The following is a 20,228-nucleotide window of genomic DNA, read 5'->3' on the forward strand; positions in this document are numbered from 1 at the left end:
GATTCCTGGTGAAGGGGACACGATGCACGCACGAGGGTTCGGTCGGATCGCCGCGCTGGCACTGGCCGTCGCCGCGCCGCTGGGTGCCGGACTGGCCACCGCGCCGGTCGCCGCCGCGGCCGAGGCCACCACGGTGTACTACAGCTCGGAAGGCGCGCCCGACTACCTGGCGCAGATCGACCAGGGCGCGGCGAACTGGAACGCGGCGGTGAGCGACGTCAAACTGGAGAAGAACGACGGCAACGCCACCGTGGTGTTCCACGAAATCCAGAGCGGCGGCTCGTACACCAACACCGACGGCCACGGCAACGGCGACATCTACCTCGACACGAGCCAGGTGGCGGAGGGCTTCGACCCGACCCGCATCGCGGCCCACGAGCTCGGCCACAACCTCGGCCTGCCCGACGACTACGACGGCCCGTGCACCGAGCTGATGTCCGGCCACGGACCGGGCACCTCCTGCAAGAACGCCAAACCGGACGAGCAGGAGACGGCGAAGGTGCAGCAGCTGTGGGAGAACGGCTTCCGCGCGGAGGGCGCCCGCTTCACCACGGTGTACTGAGCCTCCCGGACGGCGCCCGGCGCCGGACACCCAGCGCGAGAGCGGGCGCACTGCGCACGCGCCCGCTCTCGCACCGGCCACTTCGAACGTCGCGTGCACGGCAATGCGGCTTGCAGCGTGCCGGGTTTGTCACGGAGAACGGCAATGCGGCCCGACGGTCTGCCGGAATCGTTGGTGGCCAGGGGCAACGCGGGCGGGGGCGTTCGTTACGCCGAGCGGCTGACCGCGATGTCGCGGCCGATGCCGCGCAGGACTTCGACCCGGTCGGTGCCGGGGCGGCTGAGCACCCAGCTCGGCCCGGGTACGGCCTTCGCCCGCTTCTTCAGCGGGGCCAGCAGTCGCGAGGTGTCCCGGTAGGACGAGATCGAGCCGCCGGCGCACACCAGCGTGGCCAGCGAGACGGTGACCGGCATGCCCCCCGCCGACCAGGGGGTGTCCAGCAGGGCCGCGGCCACCGCGGCGATCTCGTCCACGTCGCACACGATCAGGAAGTCGTCCCCGCCCACGTGGCTCACCCGCATCCGCGGCAGCCGGTGGGTGAGGCCGGTGAGGGTTTCGCCGAGTGCCCGGATGAGGTCGTCGCCCGCGGCGAACCCGGCGTTGTCGTTCACCGACTTGAACGAGTCGACGTCCATCCACGCCGCCACGAACTGTTCCCCGGTGGCGATCCGGCGCTCGACGTCGCGGGCCACCGCCTCGCTGCCCGGCAGCCGGGTGAGCGGACTGAGCGTGACGGCCTCCTCGACCTTCGCCTCGGCGACCCCGCGGACCACCTCGGTCACCAGTACCACGCCGAGGCAGCGGCCCTCGGCGTCGACCACGACCACGTCGTCGCCGGTGCGGCCCCAGTCGGCGTCGGTGACCAGTTCGAGGAATTCCAGCGCGCTCGCTCCGCCCTCGATGGTGTGCGGTTTGTCGGCCAGCCGCGCGGCCGGGCGCTTCGCGTGCAGTGCGTGCCCGTAGGGACCGGTCACCGCGACGAGGAAACGGGTCCGGTCCACCGACCACTGTGGACAGTGGGCGTGGTCGACGCCGACCACGCCGCTCGGCGCGTCCGCTGCGGCCAGTACCTCGCGCACGTCGTCGCAGGTGGCGTCCTCGGGCAGGGTGGTGGCCGGGCGCAGGAAGTCGGCGACCCGCGGAGCCAGCGGCGACGCCGGGCTGCGCCGATCGTCGGTCACCACCGCGCCGACGGCCGCGGCGGACCGGTGTGCGGCCGGCGGGGCCAGCAGATTGCCCTGCGCGATCCGTACCCCCAGGCTCTGCGCGGCGTCCAGCTGCGGCTCGGTCTCGATACCGGTCGCGACGAGCCGGATGTTCGTCCGCGTGGTGTAGTGCAGCAGCGCCTCGACCACGGCCACCGCGGCCGCGTCACCGGGCAGTCCGCGCAGCACGCTGCGGTCGAGCTTGATCAGGTCCACCGGGGCCTGCGCGAGCAGCGCCAGCGGCAGGTCCCCGCGGCCGAGGCCGTCGAGCGCGAGCCGGAAGCCGAGTTCGGCGACCGCCCGCAGGCCGGCCAGCAGCCGCTCCGGCGGCAGGTGCGTGAAGGGCGGCCCGACCTCGAGCACCACGTCGCGGGTGCGCCGTCCGGCCGCTCCGAGTTCGGCGATGAGCCCGTCGAACGCCGCGGGGGAGGCGGCGAGCGTGCGGGCGGAGAGGTTCAGGTGCAGGGGCAGTGCGCTGGGCCGAGCCGCCTCCTGGCGTACCGCCGCGACGGCGAGGCCGAGGTCGACCTCGGTGAGCCGTCCGGCGCGGCGGGCTTCGGCGAGCAGCTCGTGGGCGGTGCCCCGGCCAGGCCGCGCGAGTGCTTCGTACGCGACGACGCCGCCGGTGTGCAGGCTGTACATCGGCTGGAAGGCGAAGCGGACCGCACGGGGCGTCGTCACCGGCTGATCGTCGCATCGCGGCACACTGGAGGGAACCGTTGTCAACTGATGTTCATCGCGGCGGAACCTGAGTTACCTGGATCGGAGTAGCCGGGTCCGCGCCCGGCCGGCGGTGCCCGAGCTTGCTGCCCGGCTCAGCCGAGCAACCGTCGCCGCAGGGCCGGCCGCGCCGTGTGGAACAGGGCGCCCATCGCGGCGGCCGTGCCCGGCAGGTCGGTGCGGCCGGAGGTGAAGGCGCGCTGGGTGGCGGGCCCGAGGGTGAAGAACAGATCGAAGAACTCGGGGAGCTGATCAGCGGACATTCCGAGCAGTGCACGCAAACCGTGCTGCCGCAACGCATGCACCGCGCGCGCCTCGACCGTCCACAGTGCCCGGTGCGCGGCAACCGAAGCGGCCGCCGGACCCGCCTCGAAGGCCTCGGCGACGGCACCGGCGACCACCGGCGCGAGCCGAAGCGCGGTGGCGAGGCTGTATCCGGTCGCCGGATGCACGAACCCGGCGGCCACGCCGAACGGCACGACTCGGCCCCGGCCCGGACCCCGCCCCGGCAACGGCAGATCGAGCACGATCCGCACCCGCTCGTCCCGTCCCTGGGCCCGCACCCCCGCAGCGGCGAGCCGGCGCCGCAGCCGTCCGGCCAGCTCCGCGGCAGGCACCCCCGGCCGCCGCGCGAGCGAAGTCTCCTCGACGAGCACGGATCCGTCACCGAGGGGCAGGAGATAGCAGAAACTCGCCGTCCGGCCGGCCACGCCCGAGCGCCGGCGACCGCTCCGGCCAGGCTCGTCGTTCCCGGCGCCGGAGCCGTCCGGGCCGCCGGGGGAAGCGGGGTGCTCGCGCCAGTCCATGAACACCGCGGTGTCCGCGGCGTCCGGGACGAGGCGGTTGGTCACCTCGGCGGGCAGGATCAGGCCGTAGGCGGTCTGTTCCGCGCGCGGGCCTCGCGGGGTGCCGCCGGACAGCGTTCGGGTCGCGCCGGAGGCGTCGACGACCACTGCGGCGGCCAGGCGCCGGCCGTCGGCGAGCAGGACCGTCGAGCCGTGCGGACCGTGGTCGGCGGAGGTCACCTTGCCGGTCACCACGGCCACCTGGGTGGAGGCCAGCCAGGCGCGCAGGCCGTCGTTGGCCAGCACCAGGTAGCCGCGGTCGATGTGGTGTTCGCGGGTGCCGTAGGCGAGAGTGGTGGACGGAGCCGCGGCGATCGCCTCCGGGGGCAGGCCGGGCAGCTCGTCCGACCACGCTCCGTAGGTGTGGCGCCACGGCCGGTGCGGAGCGGGATCGACGAGGGTGGTCGCCAGCCCCCGCCGGACGCAGGCACCGGCCAGCGCCCATCCGGCCGGGCCGCCGCCTGCCACCAGCACGTCGCTCACGCCCCGATCCTGCCGCACGCGCCGCGCACGGCCGGATACGGTGGACCGCATGCACGAGACCGACCCGAGGGCCGCCCGCCGCGACCCGGCGAGTTCGGCGGGCGGGTTCACCGACCTGGCGACGAGCCCGTTCCGCATCGACCGCGACCGGATCATCGCCTCGCCGTACTTCGCGCGCCTGGGCGGAGTCACCCAGGTGGTCAGCGCGGGCGATTCGGGGCTGCTGCACAACCGGCTCACGCACAGTCTCAAGGTCGCGCAGGTCGCGCGCGCGATCGCGGAGCGGATCACCGGTACGAGCGAATCGGCCGAGCTGGCCGCGAAACTCGGCGGCTGCGACCCGGACGCGTGCGAGGCCGCCGCGCTCGCGCACGACCTCGGGCACCCGCCGTTCGGGCACCTCGGCGAGCAGACCCTCGACCGGCTCGCGCGGCACCGGTTCGGCCTCGCCGACGGCTTCGAGGGCAACGCGCAGACGTTCCGCATCCTGACCACCACCGACGTGCGCGGACCGTCCGCGATCGGCCTCGACCTGACCACGGCGGTGCGCGCCGCGGTGCTGAAGTACCCGTGGGCCCGGCTGCACCGGCCCAGCCCGCATCCCACCGCGATGCGGCAGCCGCCGCGGGGTGCTGCCGAACCGGACGACTCGCCCGGCACCGGCGCGAGCAAGTTCTCCGCCTACGTCACCGAACTCGACGATTTCGACCAGTCCCGCGCCCCGTTCGCCGGGCGGATCGAACCGTGGCAGCAGACCGTCGAGGCATCCGTGATGGACACCGCCGACGACATCGCCTACGCCATCCACGACCTGCAGGACTTCCACCGGATCGGGGTGCTGCAGCACGCACCGGTGGCCGCGGAGCTGGGGGAGTGGCTTGCGCACGCGGTCGAGCTGGCCGGGCTGGACGACGAGGCACTGGACGGGCAGCAGCGCCGCCCCGGCCGTTCGCTGGAGCGGATGCGCAGGCGGATGCACCTCAAGGACGGCTGGATGGTGGACGACGACGCGTTCGCCGCGGCCGTTGCGAGGGTCCGCCACGAGCTCGTCGACGGACTGCTCGCGGACGGGTTCGACGGCTCGACCGAGGCCGAGCAGACCACCGCCGCGTTCTCCGCGAACTGGACGTCCCGGCTGGTCGACGGGGTTTTCCTGCTCTCCTCACCGCCCACCCGGTCCGGGCACCTGTCGCTGCGCCCTGCGCAGTGGCACGAGGTACAGGTGCTCAAGTTCGTGCACCGCCGGTTCGTGCTGCTGCGCCCGGATCTCGCGCTGCACCAGCGTGGCCAGGCCAGCCTGGTGACCACCCTGGTGGACGCGCTGGAGAGCTGGCTGCTCGACCGGGACGAGGTGTCCCGGCTGCCGCGCAGGCTGCACGACCTGGTGGAACTCGCGCACGAGGAGTACGCCGGGATCGCCCGCACCGCGCCGGAGCTGCTGGTGGGCGCCACCGGGGAACGGGTGGACGGCGCCGACGCGGTCCGTTCCCTCGCCCGCGGCCGCGCGGTGGTCGACTTCGTGGCGTCGCTGACCGACAAACAGGCAGTGACCCTGCTCGACGCGCTGTCCGGGCGCTCCGGTCAGCCGTGGTCCGACTCGTTCGTGCTCTGACCGCTCCCGGATGCGGCCGCCGGGTCCACACCGGACTCCCCGGGGGCAGCGCCGTGTTCCCGGCACGGAAAGCCAGGCCAGGGAAACGACCGTGCACATTGGACAGCCGGGTGCGCGGAGACCACGATCGGCGCCGGCCGCCCCGACGCCGGCGCGGCCTCGTCCGCTGAGGCGACGCTGCCCGCCGGGACGCCGGCGCGGCCTCGTCCGCGGAGGCGACGCTGCCCGCCGGGACCAGGGTCGGCCGCCGCCGGGGCACCCGGTTGTGTGCTCGGTGGTCCGAAGTGGACGTCGCCGTAGCAGCCCGTCCCGGAGTGAGACCGGCCACGCCCGGGAAAACTGCTCGACCCGAGCTCGTACACTGGTGTCGTGGTCATCAGGGAGTTCGTGCGGATCCAGAGAGAGTAGCCGCGGTGCCCCGCGCGTCCGTCGCGCCGGGGCTCTTCAGCGACCCTGCCTCCATCCCCCCGCGAATCCGGGAGTTTTCATGATCACGGCCACCGGCCTCGAGCTGCGCGCCGGCTCGCGCATCCTGCTCGGCGGCGCCACCCTCCGCATCCAGTCCGGCGACCGCATCGGCCTCGTCGGCCGCAACGGTGCGGGCAAGACCACCTCGCTGAAGGTCCTCGCGGGCGAGGGCGAACCGCACGCAGGCGACGTCCGGCGCAGCGGTGAACTCGGCTACCTGCCGCAGGACCCGCGTGAGGGAGACCTGTCGGTCACCGCCAAGGACCGGGTGCTGTCCGCGCGCGGGCTCGACACCCTGCTGCGCAACATGGAGAAGGCGCAGAACGAGATGTCCGAGCTGGTCGACGAGGGCCAGCGGGACAAGGCGATCAACCGCTACGCCCGGCTGGAGGAGCGGTTCGCCTCGCTCGGCGGGTACGCCGCGGAGAGCGAGGCCGCGCGGATCTGTTCGAACCTCGGCCTGCCGGACCGGGTGCTCGCCCAGACGCTGAGCACGCTGTCCGGCGGACAGCGGCGCCGTGTCGAGCTCGCGCGCATCCTGTTCGCCGCCGCGGAAGCGGGCGCAGGCGGCAAATCCGAGACGATCCTGCTGCTCGACGAGCCCACCAACCACCTCGACGCCGATTCGATCACCTGGCTGCGCGGGTTCCTCAAGCAGCACGACGGCGGGCTGGTGGTGATCAGCCACGACGTCGAACTGCTCGCCGACGTGGTGAACAAGGTGTGGTTCCTGGACGCGACGCGAGGCGAACTCGACCTCTACAACATGGGCTGGCAGCGTTATCTCGACGCGCGCGCCACCGACGAGAAGCGCCGCCGTCGTGAGCGTGCGAACGCCGAGAAGAAGGCGTCCGCACTGCAGCAGCAGGCGGCGAAGCTCGGGGCGAAGGCCACCAAGGCGGTCGCGGCGAAGAACATGGCCCGCCGTGCGGAGCAGATGCTGTCCTCGCTCGACGAAACCCGGCAGGGGGACAAGGTCGCGCGGATCAGGTTCCCCGAACCCGCCCCGTGCGGCCGTACGCCGCTGACCGCCGAAGAGCTGTCGAAATCCTATGGTTCGCTGGAGATCTTCACCGGAGTCGATCTTGCCGTCGATCGCGGTTCGAAGGTCGTCGTACTCGGATTGAACGGCGCCGGAAAGACGACATTGCTGCGCTTGCTCGGCGGTTTGGAAACTCCGGATACCGGCGCGGTCGAACCGGGTCACGGATTGCGTTTGGGTTATTACGCACAGGAACACGAAACACTCGACCACGATGCGACCGTGTGGGAAAACATCCGGCATCTCGCACCGGACACCGGGGCACAGGAGTTGCGGAACCTGCTCGGTTCGTTCCTGTTCAGCGGCGAACAGCTCGAGCAGCCTGCGGGCACCCTCTCCGGTGGCGAGAAAACCCGGCTCGCGCTGGCCGGGCTGGTCTCCGGCAAGGCCAATGTGCTGCTGCTCGACGAGCCGACCAACAACCTGGATCCGGCCAGCCGCGCGCAGGTCCTCGACGCGTTGCGCAGCTTCGCGGGCGCGGTCGTGCTCGTCACGCACGATCCGGGCGCGGTCGAGGCGCTCGAACCGGAGCGGGTGATCCTGCTTCCGGACGGAACCGAGGACCACTGGTCGGCCGAATATCTCGAACTTGTGCAGCTGGCCTGACTCGGTGCGTCCGTCCGGGTGCCCACCGTGGTGGCCGAAGCACTGAATTGGCCCAATGTGATCGCGTTTCAGGTTGTTTTAAGGCTGTCGTCTGGCATTCCGGCGCGGAGTGTTCGATCATTGCCCCGGCAGGGGCCCGATAGGGTCCGGAACAACCACTCGGCGGGAAGGCGATCGACGTGGCTGATCTCAAGAAAGGCGCGCGGATCACCGGCAACACGCGCGACAAGCTGGCCGCTGACCTGAAGAAAAAATACGAGAAGGGGTCGAGCATCCGGGCTCTCGCGGAGTCCACCGGACGGTCCTACGGGTTCGTCCACCGGGTTCTGTCCGAATCCGGGGTTCAGCTGCGGGGGCGCGGCGGGGCCACTCGGGTCAAGAAGAAGTAGTACCAAGGCCGCTGCGCGGGGGGCGCAGGGCCGGTCGAGCTGCCCGGAACGTGAGCGCGGCTCCGAGCAGGATCAGTGGGTAGACCAGGTAGCCGTAGCGGGTTGCCGGGGTGAGCAGGATCAACGCGCCGAGACCGACGGCGATCCGCACGAGCGCGGCGGATCCGGTCGCGGGGGGCCGGCGCGCCAGCCAGACCAGCATCGCCACCGCCGCGATGCCCACGAGCGCCAGCGAAATCGCGTTGCCCGCAGGGCCGATCCCCGCGATCAGATGCCCCGGCAGCGGACTCGCCGCGGGTGAGCGCACCAGTCCCATGCCGAGCGGGAACCGCAGCACGTGTTCGATGAACGCGCCCGGATCCACCAGGTACACCGGCAGGTGCAGCACCACCGTCGTGCCGGCCACTGTGGTCACGAACCACGCAAGTGCGGTGCGCCCACCGGGTTTTCCGCCGCGGGCGCGGACGTACACCAGGACCGCGAGCACCGCGAAGGCCGGCGCCACGATGAGTTTCGCGCTGATCACCAGTGCGAGCACGAATCCCGACCAGCCGGCCCGGCCGGTCGCGGCGAGCGCGCAGGCGAGCACCAGCATTCCCGCGATGGCGAGATCCGGACCGGCGACCGCCCAGGTCAGTGCGGTGAGCGGACAGGCGAGCACGAGCTGCGCGGACAGCACCGGGATCCGCGGCCGGTTCAGCAGGCGCAGGGAACCGAGTACGCACAGGCAGGCGGCGAGCGCGAACATCCACCGCGCGTCGGTGAGCGCGTTCGCGACCGGGCTACCGCCGAAAAGTGCGCGGGGCAGGCCGAAGAGCGCCATCACCGGACCGTACGGCGTGTAGTCGTTCACCTCCGGAGGGCGGCCGAGCGCGGTCACGTCGACGTACGGGGTTCCGTGCTGCAGCAACAGTGTCGCGCTGCGTTCGATCACCCACACCTCGGGCTGTGCGGCCCACGAGCCCGGCGTGATCAACCAGTCCACTCCGGTCAGCCGGCGAATCACCAACACCGCGAGCGGGACCAGCATGGCCAGCAATCCGATGGCGGCGATGCCGATCCACCGGGAGCCGAGCCGTCCGGACGGCTCGCGCTGCAGCCGTGCGGAGATCAGCAGCCAGCCGCTGTGCACCGCGGCGATCCCGTACCCGGCGACTGCGAAGCTGCCCCAGATGCGGTAGCCGTAGAACTCCGACGCGAACGCGGTGATCAATGCGAAGGTGAAGCAGCCGAGGTAGAAGACCAGATCCCAGCCGAACAGCCGGGTGCGGCGCGCGCCGGTCGCGCGGGCAGGGGCCATCAGCAGATGCATGCGTCCCCTTCCGCTGCCGGCCGACCGTGGCGACAGGCTACCGAGCCGGTTGCGACCGGCTTCGGCCGCGGGGCGCGGACGGATCCCGGCAGTTCGGGAAGAACCTCGGACGCGCCGGTGTTGTGCAGGTCATCTCCGGAAAATAGCTCAACTAATCTAGAGGTATTCCGAACCTGGGGGGAGACTCCGATGGACAACACGTGGGCGTTGCTCGGCTCCGCGATGCGGGCCGCCGACACACCACGGGCACTCACCAGGGGCACCGTGCGCCGCGTCGCGCGGTTCGCCCGCCCGCACTGGCGTGCGCTGGTGATCTTCCTGGTGCTCACCGTCCTTTCCGCGGTGCTCGCGGTGAGCACGCCGGTGCTCGCCGGCAAGGTGGTCGACGCCATCGTCGGCGGGCACGATCTGACGCCGGTGATCGTGCTGTCGCTGGTGATCGCGGCGCTCGCGATCCTCGATGCCGGCTTCGGCCTCGCCGAGCGATGGCAGTCCGCGCGGATCGGCGAGGGCATCATTCTCGATCTGCGGGTCGCGGTGTTCGACCACGTGCAGAAGATGCCCATCGCGTTCTTCACCCGTGCCCGCACCGGCGCACTCGTGAGCAGGCTCAACAACGACGTGATCGGCGCGCAGCGCACGTTCACCGCGACCCTGTCCGGCCTGGTCACGAACGTCATCCAGCTGGCCCTGTCGCTGGTGGTGATGGTGTCGCTGTCCTGGCAGGTCACGGTGGTCGCGCTGGTGCTGCTGCCGGTGTTCGTGCTGCCCGCACGCAGGCTCGGCCGCCGGATGGCCGGGCTGCAGCGTGCGGCCGCGCAGCTGAACGCGGGCATGACCACGCAGATGACCGAACGGTTTTCCGCACCGGGTGCCACCCTGGTGAAGCTCTTCGGCCGGCCACGGCAGGAGGTGGCCGACTTCGGTGTGCGGGCAGGGCGGGTGCGGGACATCGGCGTGCGCACCGCGATGCTCACGCGCTGGTTCATGACCAGCCTGACGCTCGTATCGGCACTCGCCCAGGCGCTGGTGTACGGTCTCGGCGGCTACCTGGCGCTCACCGGGCGGCTGGAACCCGGCACCGTGGTGGCGCTCGCTCTGCTGCTGACCCGGCTCTACACGCCGCTGACCGCGCTCGCCAACGTGCGGGTGGACGTGATGACCGCGCTGGTCTCGTTCGAGCGCGTCTTCGAGGTGCTGGACCTGGAACCGATGATCAAGGAGCCGGTCGAGCCCGCTCAGCTGCCCGCGGGCGGGGTCGCGGTGGAATTCACCGACGTGCACTTCGGTTACCCGGCGCCGGACCGGTTCTCCCTCGCCTCGCTGGAAGACGTGGCCACTGTGGACAGCCGCGGCGGCGAGGAGGTGCTGCACGGCGTGAGTTTCCGTGCCGAGGCAGGGCAGCTGGTCGCGCTGGTCGGCCCGTCCGGTGCGGGTAAGTCGACGATCGCGTCCCTGCTGCCGCGGCTCTACGACGTGGACACCGGATCCGTGCGACTGTCCGGTGTGGACGTCAAGGATCTGGATTTCGCCACGGTGCGGGAAACCGTGGGCGTGGTGACCCAGGACGGGCACCTGTTCCACGAAACGATCCGCGCCAACCTGGCCTACGCCCGTCCCGGCGCGACCGACGACGAGGTCTGGGCGGCACTGGAGCAGGCACGGCTGGCCGAGCTGGTGCGTTCGCTGCCGGACGGCCTCGACACCACGGTCGGCGAGCGGGGTTACCGGCTCTCCGGTGGCGAACGCCAGCGGCTCACCATCGCCCGGTTGCTGCTGGCGCGGCCGAGGGTCGTGGTGCTCGACGAAGCGACCGCGCACCTGGACTCCGAATCCGAGGCAGCCGTGGGGGAGGCGCTGACCGGCGCACTGGCCGGGCGGACGTCGCTGGTGATCGCGCACCGGCTCTCCACCGTGCGTGCCGCGGATCTGATCCTGGTGGTGGAGAACGGCGAAGTGGTGGAGCGCGGTACGCATGAGGATCTGCTGGCCCGCGAAGGCCGCTACGCGCAGCTCTACCACACGCAGTTCTCCGAGGAGCCCGCCGCGGCGTGACGGGCTCCTTCCCGGTCATTCGGGGAAGTCGGCCGAGTAGGCGAGTTCTTGCTGTGGCTCGATGTCGGCGAGCCGTTCGGTCAGCGCGGCGCGGATGCCGTCGTAGGCCGAGCGGCCGAGGACGAGGCGCAGTGGCGCGGGGTGCTGCTCGACGCTGTCGATGATCGCTGCGGCCATCCGCTTCGGGTCTCCCGCGGGCCGGAACTCCGGCTTCTGCAGGTTCCGCACCATGGCCGCGGCCGTGTTGTCGTAGGCGGCCAAGGGCCGGCCGAGGCGGAGGCTGCCGCTCTGGAAGTCCGTGCGTGCGCCCCCGGGTTCGACCAGGGTGACGCCGATGCCGAAGCCGGCGACCTCGTGCGAGAGCGCCTCCATGAAGGCTTCGATGCCCCATTTGCTGGCCTGGTAAAGGGACGCGCCGGGCGCCGCGGTCTGCCCGGCGACGCTCGAGAGCTGGATGATGCGCCCGCCACCCTGGGCGCGCAGGTGCGGAAGCACTGCCCGGCCAACGCGGATGGAGCCGACGAGGTTGGTGTTCAGCACGTGCAGGATCTGGTCGTCGCTGACCTCTTCGGCGGCGCCGAACAGGCCGTAACCCGCATTGCTCACCACGACGTCGATCCGGTCCAGTTCGGTGAACGCGCGGTCGACGACCCGGGTGATCTCCTCGCCGTCGGTCACGTCCAGGTGTGCGGTCCAGAACCGGTCGCCGAACTCGCGGGCGAGGTCGGCGACCGAATCGGCCTTCCGGACGGTCCCGGCGACCCGGTCGCCCCGCCGGAGCAGTGCTTCACTCAGTTCGCGGCCGAAACCGCTGTTCACGCCGGTGATGAACCACGTCTGCGGTGCCATGTCAGGTCCTCCTGGAAAGCCGACCAACTTGTTAGTTGGCACGATACGCCAACCAGTCAGTTGGTACACTGCGGGGTATGCGCACCGAGACCACGGAGAAGCGGATCCTCGCCGCCGCGACGGCCGAATTCGCCGCGCACGGCTTCGGCGGCGCACGGGTGGACCGCATCGCCGCGGCCGCGAAGGCGAACAAGGAGCGCATCTACGCGTACTTCGGCAACAAGCAGCGCCTGTTCTCGGCGGTGCTGCAGGCTTCGGCATCCCGGCCGGACGGGTGGACCGACCGCAGCGCGGCGGACCTTCCCGCGGCTGCGGGGGACCTGTTCGACCTGGCGTTCCGCGCGCCGGAGATCCTGCGGTTGATGGCGTGGCGGCGGCTGGAGGATCCGGACCTCGGGCGGACGTCCGCGGAAACCGAGTCCTACCGGCGCAAGATCGAGCAGATCCGGGCGGCGCAGCAGGCGGGCGAGGTCGACGCGTCCTGGGACGCGGGCGATCTGATGGCGATCATCGGCGCACTGGCGGGGGCGTGGACCGATGCGTCCGCCTCGTTGGTCGAGCTGGCCGAGGCCGACGGCCCACCGGTCCACACGCGGCGCGCCGCGATCGAGGAAGCCCTGCGGCGCATCATCGCCCCCGCACATCCCGGCGCTGGATAGCCACCTCGAGTCTCGTGCCGCAGGTCTCCCGGTGAAGGGCCTCAGCATGACCACCGTCGACGCGAAGACCACCAGCGGTACCGTGCGCGGCGAATTGACCGACGGGATCGCCGCTTACCGGGGCATTCCCTTCGCAGAGCCGCCCTTCGGACCGAACCTCTTCAAAACCCCGTTGCCGCGCGCCTTGGGAGGGGGGTGCGTGAGTGCACCGCCCACGGCCCGCGCTGCCCGCAGCCGGCCTCGGGCGTCTTCGGGGACCTCGCAACGGGCGAGGACTTCCTCACGGTCGACGTGTGGGTGCCCGAAGACGCGGCCGGCCGCGTTCTGGATCCACGGTGGCGGCGTCACCCTCGGATCGAATGCCGAGCCCGGTTCGGACGGGCGTGCGTTCGCCCGCGACGGTGCCGTTTTCGTCAGTTGCACCTACCGGCTCGGCGCGTTCGGATTCCTGCACGCCGGCCATCTCGGCGACGGTTACGCCGCGGCGTCCGGTGCCTACGGGCTCGCCGACCAGATCGCCGCGCTGCGCTGGACCCGCGACAACATCGCGAACTTCGGCGGGGATCCCGGCAATGTCATGATTTTCGGGGCCTCGGCCGGTGGCACGTTCGTCAGGGAGCTGCTCGGCTGCCCCCGGTGCGCCGGGGCTGTTCCGCCGAGCGGTGTCGCAGAGCGCCGCCGGGCTTCCGCTGTTCGGCTTTTCCCGCCGTGCACGCCGAACCCATCGCCGAGCTCGTACTCGGCAAGCTCGGCGTCGCCGCGGCCGAGCTGCCGTCGCTGCCCTTGGGGTGCATTCTCGCGGCCCAGAACGAGCTGGTCGCCGAGCTGCGCCGCGGCGCACACCCGGAATGCGGACGGGTGCCGCTGCCGTTCGTTCCGCTGGCCGGCGGCGAGCTGCTGCCGTGTCCCGCGGTGGCCGCCGTCGCCGATGGTGTCGGCGCGGACGTCGCGTTCCTGACCGGTAGCAACCGTGACGAGTGCACCCTCTACGAGCTGACGGCCGAGATGCGTGCCGGGGCCGACCTGCCCACCACGAGCTGGGACGCCGACCCCGCGCTGCAGCGGCGAATCCGCGCCGTGTACGACCGCGACCGGGAACCGGGCGCGGTGATCGGAACGTCGATCGCGATCGACACCGACCGGATCTTCGGCGATCCCGATGCTGCGGATCGCCGAGGCGCACCAGTGCGCCGGTGGCTCCACCCGGGTGTACCGGTTCGCCTGGCGCTCCGGCTCCTTCGGCGGACGCGCCGGCGCCAGTCACCGTATGGAAGGCCCCTTCGTGCTCGACGATTTCACTCTGTCGCTGACCAACCGGCTGCTGGGTGACGAGCGGCCCGCGAACCTGACCCGGGAACTGCACGGATCCTGGATTTCCTTCGCCACCACCGGTGATCCCGCGGTCGCCGGCCGGCCGGAGTACGAGCCCGGCTCCCGGTACACCATGGTGTTCGACGAGAAGACCGCGGTCGTCTCCGATCCGGAAGGTGAACGACGAGCCTGCTGGGACCACGTGCCACTGGACGGCTGAGACCTGCCGGCCCCTGCCGCACTCGGCCGGTTTCGTCAGCGCAGTGCGGGCACCCGTTGGCTGTACTTCGCGAGCAGTGCCGCGTTCGCCTCGTCGCCACCCTCCACATTGGAGCTTCGCCACAGTGGTACGTCGAGACCGTCGGCGGCGCCGCGGTCGAACACCTCGGTCAGGATCAGGTTCCACAGGAACGCGTTGACCACAGTGGACAGCGGTGCGGTGCGCGGCGCGCTCGCCGGGTGGCTCGCGTCGCCGGGGACCACCAGTGAATCGATGACCACGGTGCCCTCCTCGACGAGCGTGCTCGCCGAGCGCCGGGGTGCGGCGGCGACGCAGGCCCGCGACGTCACGGCGATCACCGACGCGCCCCGGCGGCGGGCGCCGGCGGCCAGTTCGACCGGATACGGGTTCACCCCGGAGGTGGAGAACACCACGAGCACGTCGTCCGGCCCCGGTGCGCGCTCGGCGAGCACCTCTTCGGCAAGGCCGCTGCGGCGTTCGGTCTTCGTGCTCTGCTGCGCGCCGTGCAGCGGAAGCAGCTCCGGGTGGTAGACGGGGTAGACGCAGGCGAGCCCGCCCGCGCGGTAGAAGGTCTCGGCGACCGCGGCGAGCGAATGCCCCGCCCCGGCGGTGAACACGAGCGCATCGGCCCGGATCACCCCCAGCAACAGGTCCGCGGCCGCGCTGAGCTGTGCGGCGTTGGCCTCGGCCGCCGCCTCGAGCTTGTCCGACGTGCTCTTCCAGATTTCCGTGGCGCTCACCACACCTGCCCTTCCTCGCGGGTCCGGGCGCCGAATGTATCGCGTGCGCACGCTTCGTGGTGGATTAACGTGGAGCCCGATCGAGCAGGGAGGCGGCCTGGTGGCGGATACGGGACCGGTGGTCACCCGATGGCACCCGCGGGGGCGCACCCGAGCGGTGGCGCTCGTCCTGCACGGCGGGGCGGAGCACGGGACCGTAAGAGTGCGCCCGTGGCGGCTCGCCTATCTGCGGATGGTCCCGCTGGCGCGTGCGCTGCACCGGGCGGGCCGGGACCACGGGCTCGAAGTGCACCTGCTGCGCAACCGCATCTACGGCTGGAACGCGCCGGCGGAGAGCCCGGTGCCGGACGCGCGCCGGGCGCTGGAGCGGATCCGCGCCGAGCACCCGGACGTGCCGGTCGTGCTGGTCGGGCACTCGATGGGCGGACGTGTCGCGCTGCGGGTCGCCGACGATCCGGCGGTGACCGGGGTGTGCGCGCTGGCCCCGTGGACGCCGTCCGGCGAACCGGTGGACGCGGTGCGCGGCCGTTCGGTGCTGATCGTGCACGGCACCCGCGACCGGATGACCTCGCCCGCCGAGTCGTACGCCTTCGCGGTGCGGGCCCGCGCGGTCGCCGAGCGGGTCGCGCGGTTCGAAATCGCGGGGGAGGGGCACGCGATGCTCCGCCGCGCCGCGGTCTGGACCAGGCTGATGTGTGCTTTCACCCGAGAACTGACGGGTGCAGCGGAAAGAGACGAGACTTTCCGGCGGGCCTGGGCCCGTCCGGAAGACGAGCGGCTGCGTATCCCCGGCTGACCTGCGAGGCCGGGACGCGGGCGGTGCCGCCCGGGAATATCATTTCAGGAGGGCCGGCAGGCCCGTCGGAGGGAGTGTCTTGTCCACGTCAAGAGTTGACCGGCCGGCGGAGGCGATCCCGCGGCCGGAGCCGGACGAATCCCGGTGGCCGGGACTGGCCACACCGCCGCATTCGCCGGTACGGGCGAGGGCCGCGGAAGCGTTGTTCCGCCGTGCGGTGAAGTCGCTGGACGTGCGGGTCACGTTCCCCGACGGCACGGTGCTGGGCGCGGGCGGCCCGGACGCGCCGGAGATGCGCATCAACCGCCCGTCCGCCTTCTTCCACCGGCTCGGTGCGGACGCCAAGATCGGCTTCGGCGAAGCGTATCTGGTCGGTGACTGGACCGCGGACGACCTGCCCGGCGTGCTGACGCCGTTCGCGGAGCGGCTGGCCACCATCGTGCCTGCGTTCCTGCAGCGGTTCCGCCGGCTGGCCGAGCGCGTGCAGCCCGCCTCGGAAGAGAACACCGTCGACGGTGCCCGCTCGAACATCCACCGGCACTACGACCTGTCGAACGATCTGTTCAGCGCGTTCCTCGACGAGTCGATGATGTACTCCTCCGCGCTGTTCGGGCCCGGCGACACGCTGACCCAGGCGCAGCACCGCAAGCTCGACAGCGTGCTCGACTACGCGGGCGTGCGCGAAGGCAGCGAGGTGCTGGAGATCGGCACCGGATGGGGTGAACTGTCCATCCGCGCGGCCCAGCGCGGGGCGCGGGTCACGTCGCTGACCATCTCGCAGGAGCAGAAGGTGCTGGCCGATGCCCGGATCGCCGAGGCGGGCCTGTCCGACCTCGTCGACGTGCGGCTGTGCGACTACCGCGAGGCCACCGGCGAGTACGACTCCGTGGTGAGCGTGGAGATGATCGAGGCGGTCGGCGCGTCCTACTGGCCCGCCTTCTTCGCCACGATCGGCGGACGGCTGCGCCCCGGCGGGCGGTTCGGCCTGCAGGCCATCACCATGGACCACGAACGGATGGTCGCCACGGCACGGTCCTACACCTGGATCCACAAGTACATCTTCCCCGGCGGCATCATCCCGTCGGTGCGCGCGATCGAGGAGGGCATGCGCGACAACACCCGGCTGAAACTGGCCGGGATGCGCGAGTTCGGCCAGGATTACGCCCGCACGCTGAAACTGTGGCGGGAGCGCTTCCAGCAGCGGTGGGAGGACATCCGGGGCTTCGGCTTCGACGAGGTGTTCGGCCGGATGTGGGAGTTCTACCTCGCCTACTCCGAGGCGGGCTTCCGGTCCGGGTATCTCAAGGTGCACCAGTTCGGGTTCGCCGACCCGCGCTGAACAGGGCCGTTCCCCGCCGGCACAACCCGTCCCGGGTGCCGCACGTCCTCCTGACGGGGACGTGCGGTTCACTGGGCCGCACACGACCACCGGATTCGGGGAACGGGTGATGGGACCGATGACCTACGGAGGCGACGACCGCAGGCGGCGGATGCCGCCGCAGCCGGGTGGACGGCCGCCGCAGCCGGGTGGGCGTCCGCGGCAGCACCAGCGGGCGCAGATGCTGCCGCTGCCGGGACGGGAATCGAGCCCGTACGACAGCCGTACCAGGCCGATGGGCGCACCGGGCCACGGGCAGGGGGAACCCCCGCCGCCGCCCCGGCAGCCGCCGCCCGGCCCGCCTGCCGGGGCGCCGCGCCCGCGCCGCAGGCGGCGGTGGGGCGTCGGCAAGGTCCTGATGACCCTGGTGCTGATCATCGTGCTGTTCCTCGGCGGGGTCTGGGCCTACCTGGAGTTCTCCATCAACCGGGTGGACGCGCTGAGCGATTACGACGGCCGCCCGGCCGCCGCGTCCGGCAGCAACTGGCTCATCGTCGGGTCGGACAGCCGTTCCGGGCTGACCGCCGAGCAGGAGGAGAACCTGGCCACCGGCGCGGAATCCGACGCGAAGGGGCAGCGCACGGACACCATCATGGTCGCGCACGTCCCGGACAACTCGACCAAGCCGACGCTGCTCAGCCTGCCGCGGGACTCGCAGGTGAAGATCCCCGGCCACGGCACCAGCAAGATCAACGCGGCGTTCGCCATCGGCGGCCCCGCATTGCTGGCGAAGACCGTGGAAGGTGCCACCGGCCTGCACATCGACCACTACGCGGAGATCGGTTTCGGCGGGTTCGCGAACATCGTGGAGGCCATCGGCGGGGTCGACATGTGCATCGACAAGGACATGAGCGATCCCAAGACCGGTATCGACATCAAGGCCGGCTGCCAGAAGCTCGACGGGCGCGAAGCACTCGGCTTCGTCCGGATGCGCTACAGCAGCGCGACCCCGCGGTCGGACCTCGACCGGGTGGCCAACCAGCGCAAGTTCATCGGTGCGCTGGTGAGCCAGATCGCCAGCCCCGGCACGCTGCTGAACCCGTTCGACTTCTTCCCGCTGCTGTCCTCGGCGCCGGACGCGCTGACCATGGACTCCGGCGACCACGTGCACAACCTGGCCGGCCTGGCGATCGCGATGCGCGGGATCTCCGACGGCGGGGTCACCACGACCACCGTCCCGCTGACGAGTTCTTCGGCCGAGCACTGGGACAAGTCGAAGTCACAGCAGTTGTTCGACGCGCTCAGGAACGACACCGAGGTGCCCTCGGACGTCGTGACCAACTGAGGCGGGCTTGGGCGGGCGCCCGGAAAATCGCGCGCCCGCCCGGCGGCCGTCCTGCGACGATGGCGGTATGGACACTCTCACCGACGGCGTGATCACTCTCGTCCGCTGGCGCCGGGAAGACCTCGACGTGCTCGTCCGCACGGCCGACGGCTCCAGGGACCACCTCGGCGACTGGCTCGTCTGGGCCACCGGTGGCTACGACCGCGCCAAGGGAGAGGAGTTCCTGACCGGCGCCGAGCAGCGGTGGGAGAACGGGCAGTCCCAGGACTACGCCATCTGCACCCCGGAGTCGGTGGTGGCAGGCGGCTGCGGCCTGATCAACCGCGACCCCGGCCGGGAGATCGGCTACTGGCTGGCCAAGGAACACACCGGCCGCGGCTACGTGACCCGCGCGGCAGCACTGCTGGTCGCCGAATCCTGGCGCCAGGGCGCGACTTTCGTGGAGATCAGGCACGACGAGCGCAACGAACGCAGCGCCGCCGTACCACGCCGGCTCGGCTTCACCCCGCACCGCCAGGAACCCGCCGGGGAACCGGTCGCCCCCGCCTGCGCGGGCATCAACCACGTGTGGCGGCTGACCCGGCCGGGATGAGTCACGGCCGGACGCACGGCAAGATCGTGGCGCCCCGGTTCCGGCGGCACCGTGTCGGCCGCGCCCGATCGGGGTGACTCGCCGCGGGCTCGGGGCGTTCCGGTCCGGGCAGTGGTCTGGACAACCGGCCGCCGCCCGGCTCGGGTGCGGAGCGGCAGGCGCGTGGTGTCCCGGTCCAGGGGGCTTGTGTGGCGGTTGCCGTGCGCTGCGGACAAGTCCGCCCGGGGTCCGGTTCGGACGGTGCCTGGTAATGCGGCTGCCGGCGTGGCCCGGCGCGAGTGGCGGCCGCGGCCCGTGGTGGTCCGCGGTTCGGCCGGACGTGCGGGTGGTGGCCGACCCGGCCGGTGCGTGCGGCGACCGGGTTCGTGGGGCCAGGCCGTGTGGTGGCGGGCTGGGTGGGCGGTCGCCCCGGCCGGGGGTGGGCTGTAGCCGGGCTCGTCGGGCCAGGCTGTGGTCTGGCCCGGGTCAGCGGTGGTGGCCGGGCTGGGTGGGTGGCCGGCCCGGCCGGGGGTGAGCCGCGGCCGGGCTCTTGGCGTCTCGGACGTGCCGTGGCGGACCCGGGCGGGGTGCGTCCCGGCCGGGACGCACCCCGCCCTTGTTCAGGCAGCTGCTCGCTCTCGCAGTACCTGCAGGGCCCGGTCGGCGTGTGTGCTGAAGTTGAGTTCGCTCTTGACCACCTCGAGGATCCGGCGGTCGGTGCCGATCACGAAAGTCTGGCGTTTTGCGTGCAGGGGCAGGATCCTGCGCCACACGCCGAACTGCTTCGCCACCACTCCGTCCACATCGGACAACAGCGGGTAGTCGAAGCCGTGCGTCTCGGAGAAGGTGCGCTGTTTGATCACCTCGTCCGGGCTGATGCCCACGCGCTGGGCGCCCACCTCGGCGAATTCCGCGGCCAGGTCGCGGAAGTGGCAGCTTTCCGCGGTGCAGCCGCTGGTCATCGCGGCCGGGTAGAAGAAGAGCACCACCGGTCCGCCGGCGAGCAGGGCGGACAGGGTGCGGTCGGTGCCCTGGTCGTCGGGGAGGGTGAAGTCGGGCGCGAGGTCGCCGGTCTGCATGGGGGTCCTTCCGGAGGTCG

18 protein-coding genes are annotated in these 20,228 nt (G+C 71.6%); 12 read left to right on the plus strand and 6 right to left on the minus strand.

What is annotated here, in order from left to right; genetic code table 11:
* Window positions 1-22: 22 nt before the first annotated feature.
* Window positions 23-562 carry a snapalysin family zinc-dependent metalloprotease gene (locus ABD793_RS07330; RefSeq protein WP_344856671.1) on the plus strand — a complete coding sequence of 180 codons (540 nt, stop codon included), beginning with the start codon at window positions 23-25 and terminating at the stop codon, window positions 560-562.
* Window positions 563-768: 206 nt separating this feature from the next.
* Here the strand turns inward: ABD793_RS07330 and ABD793_RS07335 are convergent, their stop codons facing one another.
* Complete coding sequence (locus ABD793_RS07335) at window positions 769-2,448, minus strand: GGDEF domain-containing protein (RefSeq protein WP_344856673.1); 1,680 nt, start codon at window positions 2,446-2,448, stop codon at window positions 769-771.
* A 134-nt stretch (window positions 2,449-2,582) separates the two neighbouring features.
* A complete protein-coding gene (locus ABD793_RS07340; protein ID WP_344856676.1) occupies window positions 2,583-3,815 on the minus strand; it encodes a lycopene cyclase family protein in 1,233 nt (410 codons plus the stop codon).
* Window positions 3,816-3,864: 49 nt separating this feature from the next.
* Between ABD793_RS07340 and ABD793_RS07345 the strand changes: the two genes are divergently transcribed.
* The 3 genes from ABD793_RS07345 (at window position 3,865) to ABD793_RS07355 (ending at window position 7,932) form a co-directional block, all read left to right on the plus strand.
* Window positions 3,865-5,427 (plus strand): deoxyguanosinetriphosphate triphosphohydrolase family protein, encoded by a 1,563-nt coding sequence (locus ABD793_RS07345; RefSeq protein WP_344856679.1) that lies wholly within the window; start codon window positions 3,865-3,867, stop codon window positions 5,425-5,427.
* Between the two features lie 487 nt (window positions 5,428-5,914).
* Window positions 5,915-7,543 (plus strand): ABC-F family ATP-binding cassette domain-containing protein, encoded by a 1,629-nt coding sequence (locus tag ABD793_RS07350; RefSeq protein WP_344856681.1) that lies wholly within the window; start codon window positions 5,915-5,917, stop codon window positions 7,541-7,543.
* Window positions 7,544-7,722: 179 nt separating this feature from the next.
* Window positions 7,723-7,932: a helix-turn-helix domain-containing protein gene (locus tag ABD793_RS07355; protein WP_003071237.1), complete on the plus strand. Its 210-nt coding sequence runs from the start codon at window positions 7,723-7,725 to the stop codon at window positions 7,930-7,932.
* On the opposite strand, the gene ABD793_RS07360 is transcribed toward ABD793_RS07355, so the two are convergent.
* Window positions 7,919-9,232, minus strand: a complete 1,314-nt coding sequence (locus tag ABD793_RS07360; RefSeq protein ID WP_344856920.1) for a glycosyltransferase 87 family protein — start codon at window positions 9,230-9,232, stop codon at window positions 7,919-7,921. The two genes, ABD793_RS07355 and ABD793_RS07360, sit on opposite strands and share 14 nt — an antisense overlap.
* Window positions 9,233-9,433: 201 nt before the next feature.
* Here ABD793_RS07360 and ABD793_RS07365 point away from each other — a divergent pair, with 201 nt between their 5' ends.
* Complete coding sequence (locus ABD793_RS07365) at window positions 9,434-11,299, plus strand: ABC transporter ATP-binding protein (protein ID WP_344856684.1); 1,866 nt, start codon at window positions 9,434-9,436, stop codon at window positions 11,297-11,299.
* 15 nt (window positions 11,300-11,314) lie between these two features.
* Here ABD793_RS07365 and ABD793_RS07370 read toward each other — a convergent pair whose 3' ends face one another.
* Entirely contained in the window at window positions 11,315-12,148 is an 834-nt protein-coding gene (locus ABD793_RS07370; protein WP_344856686.1) for an SDR family oxidoreductase, read from the minus strand.
* A gap of 77 nt (window positions 12,149-12,225) precedes the next feature.
* On the opposite strand from ABD793_RS07370, the gene ABD793_RS07375 reads away from it, so the two are divergent.
* The 3 genes from ABD793_RS07375 to ABD793_RS07385 all read left to right on the plus strand — a co-directional run bounded on the left by ABD793_RS07375 (window position 12,226) and on the right by ABD793_RS07385 (window position 14,338).
* Entirely contained in the window at window positions 12,226-12,807 is a 582-nt protein-coding gene (locus tag ABD793_RS07375) for a TetR/AcrR family transcriptional regulator (protein ID WP_344856689.1), read from the plus strand.
* A 46-nt stretch (window positions 12,808-12,853) separates the two neighbouring features.
* Complete coding sequence (locus ABD793_RS42640) at window positions 12,854-13,765, plus strand: carboxylesterase family protein (protein WP_425548660.1); 912 nt, start codon at window positions 12,854-12,856, stop codon at window positions 13,763-13,765.
* 201 nt (window positions 13,766-13,966) lie between these two features.
* On the plus strand, window positions 13,967-14,338 hold the full coding sequence (locus tag ABD793_RS07385) for a hypothetical protein (protein WP_425548661.1): 372 nt from the start codon (window positions 13,967-13,969) through the stop codon (window positions 14,336-14,338).
* Window positions 14,339-14,373: 35 nt separating this feature from the next.
* Here ABD793_RS07385 and ABD793_RS07390 read toward each other — a convergent pair whose 3' ends face one another.
* Window positions 14,374-15,102, minus strand: coding sequence for an SIS domain-containing protein (locus ABD793_RS07390; RefSeq protein ID WP_344856695.1), 729 nt, complete (start codon window positions 15,100-15,102; stop codon window positions 14,374-14,376).
* Between the two features lie 97 nt (window positions 15,103-15,199).
* Here ABD793_RS07390 and ABD793_RS07395 point away from each other — a divergent pair, with 97 nt between their 5' ends.
* From ABD793_RS07395 to ABD793_RS07410, 4 genes are all read left to right on the plus strand, one after another.
* The gene (locus tag ABD793_RS07395; RefSeq protein WP_344856697.1) at window positions 15,200-15,895 is read left to right on the plus strand and encodes an alpha/beta hydrolase; all 696 of its coding nucleotides are present in this window, start codon (window positions 15,200-15,202) and stop codon (window positions 15,893-15,895) included.
* A 79-nt stretch (window positions 15,896-15,974) separates the two neighbouring features.
* Window positions 15,975-17,234 (plus strand): class I SAM-dependent methyltransferase, encoded by a 1,260-nt coding sequence (locus ABD793_RS07400; RefSeq protein WP_344856700.1) that lies wholly within the window; start codon window positions 15,975-15,977, stop codon window positions 17,232-17,234.
* A 118-nt stretch (window positions 17,235-17,352) separates the two neighbouring features.
* On the plus strand, window positions 17,353-18,558 hold the full coding sequence (locus ABD793_RS07405; RefSeq protein ID WP_344856702.1) for an LCP family protein: 1,206 nt from the start codon (window positions 17,353-17,355) through the stop codon (window positions 18,556-18,558).
* A 67-nt stretch (window positions 18,559-18,625) separates the two neighbouring features.
* The gene (locus ABD793_RS07410) at window positions 18,626-19,150 is read left to right on the plus strand and encodes a GNAT family N-acetyltransferase (protein WP_344856704.1); all 525 of its coding nucleotides are present in this window, start codon (window positions 18,626-18,628) and stop codon (window positions 19,148-19,150) included.
* 599 nt (window positions 19,151-19,749) lie between these two features.
* Here the strand turns inward: ABD793_RS07410 and ABD793_RS07415 are convergent.
* On the minus strand, window positions 19,750-20,208 hold the full coding sequence (locus ABD793_RS07415) for a peroxiredoxin (protein WP_344856706.1): 459 nt from the start codon (window positions 20,206-20,208) through the stop codon (window positions 19,750-19,752).
* Window positions 20,209-20,228: the final 20 nt, after the last annotated feature.

This window comes from Amycolatopsis ultiminotia, assembly GCF_039536925.1.
Classification (GTDB): Bacteria; Actinomycetota; Actinomycetes; order Mycobacteriales; family Pseudonocardiaceae; genus Amycolatopsis; species Amycolatopsis ultiminotia.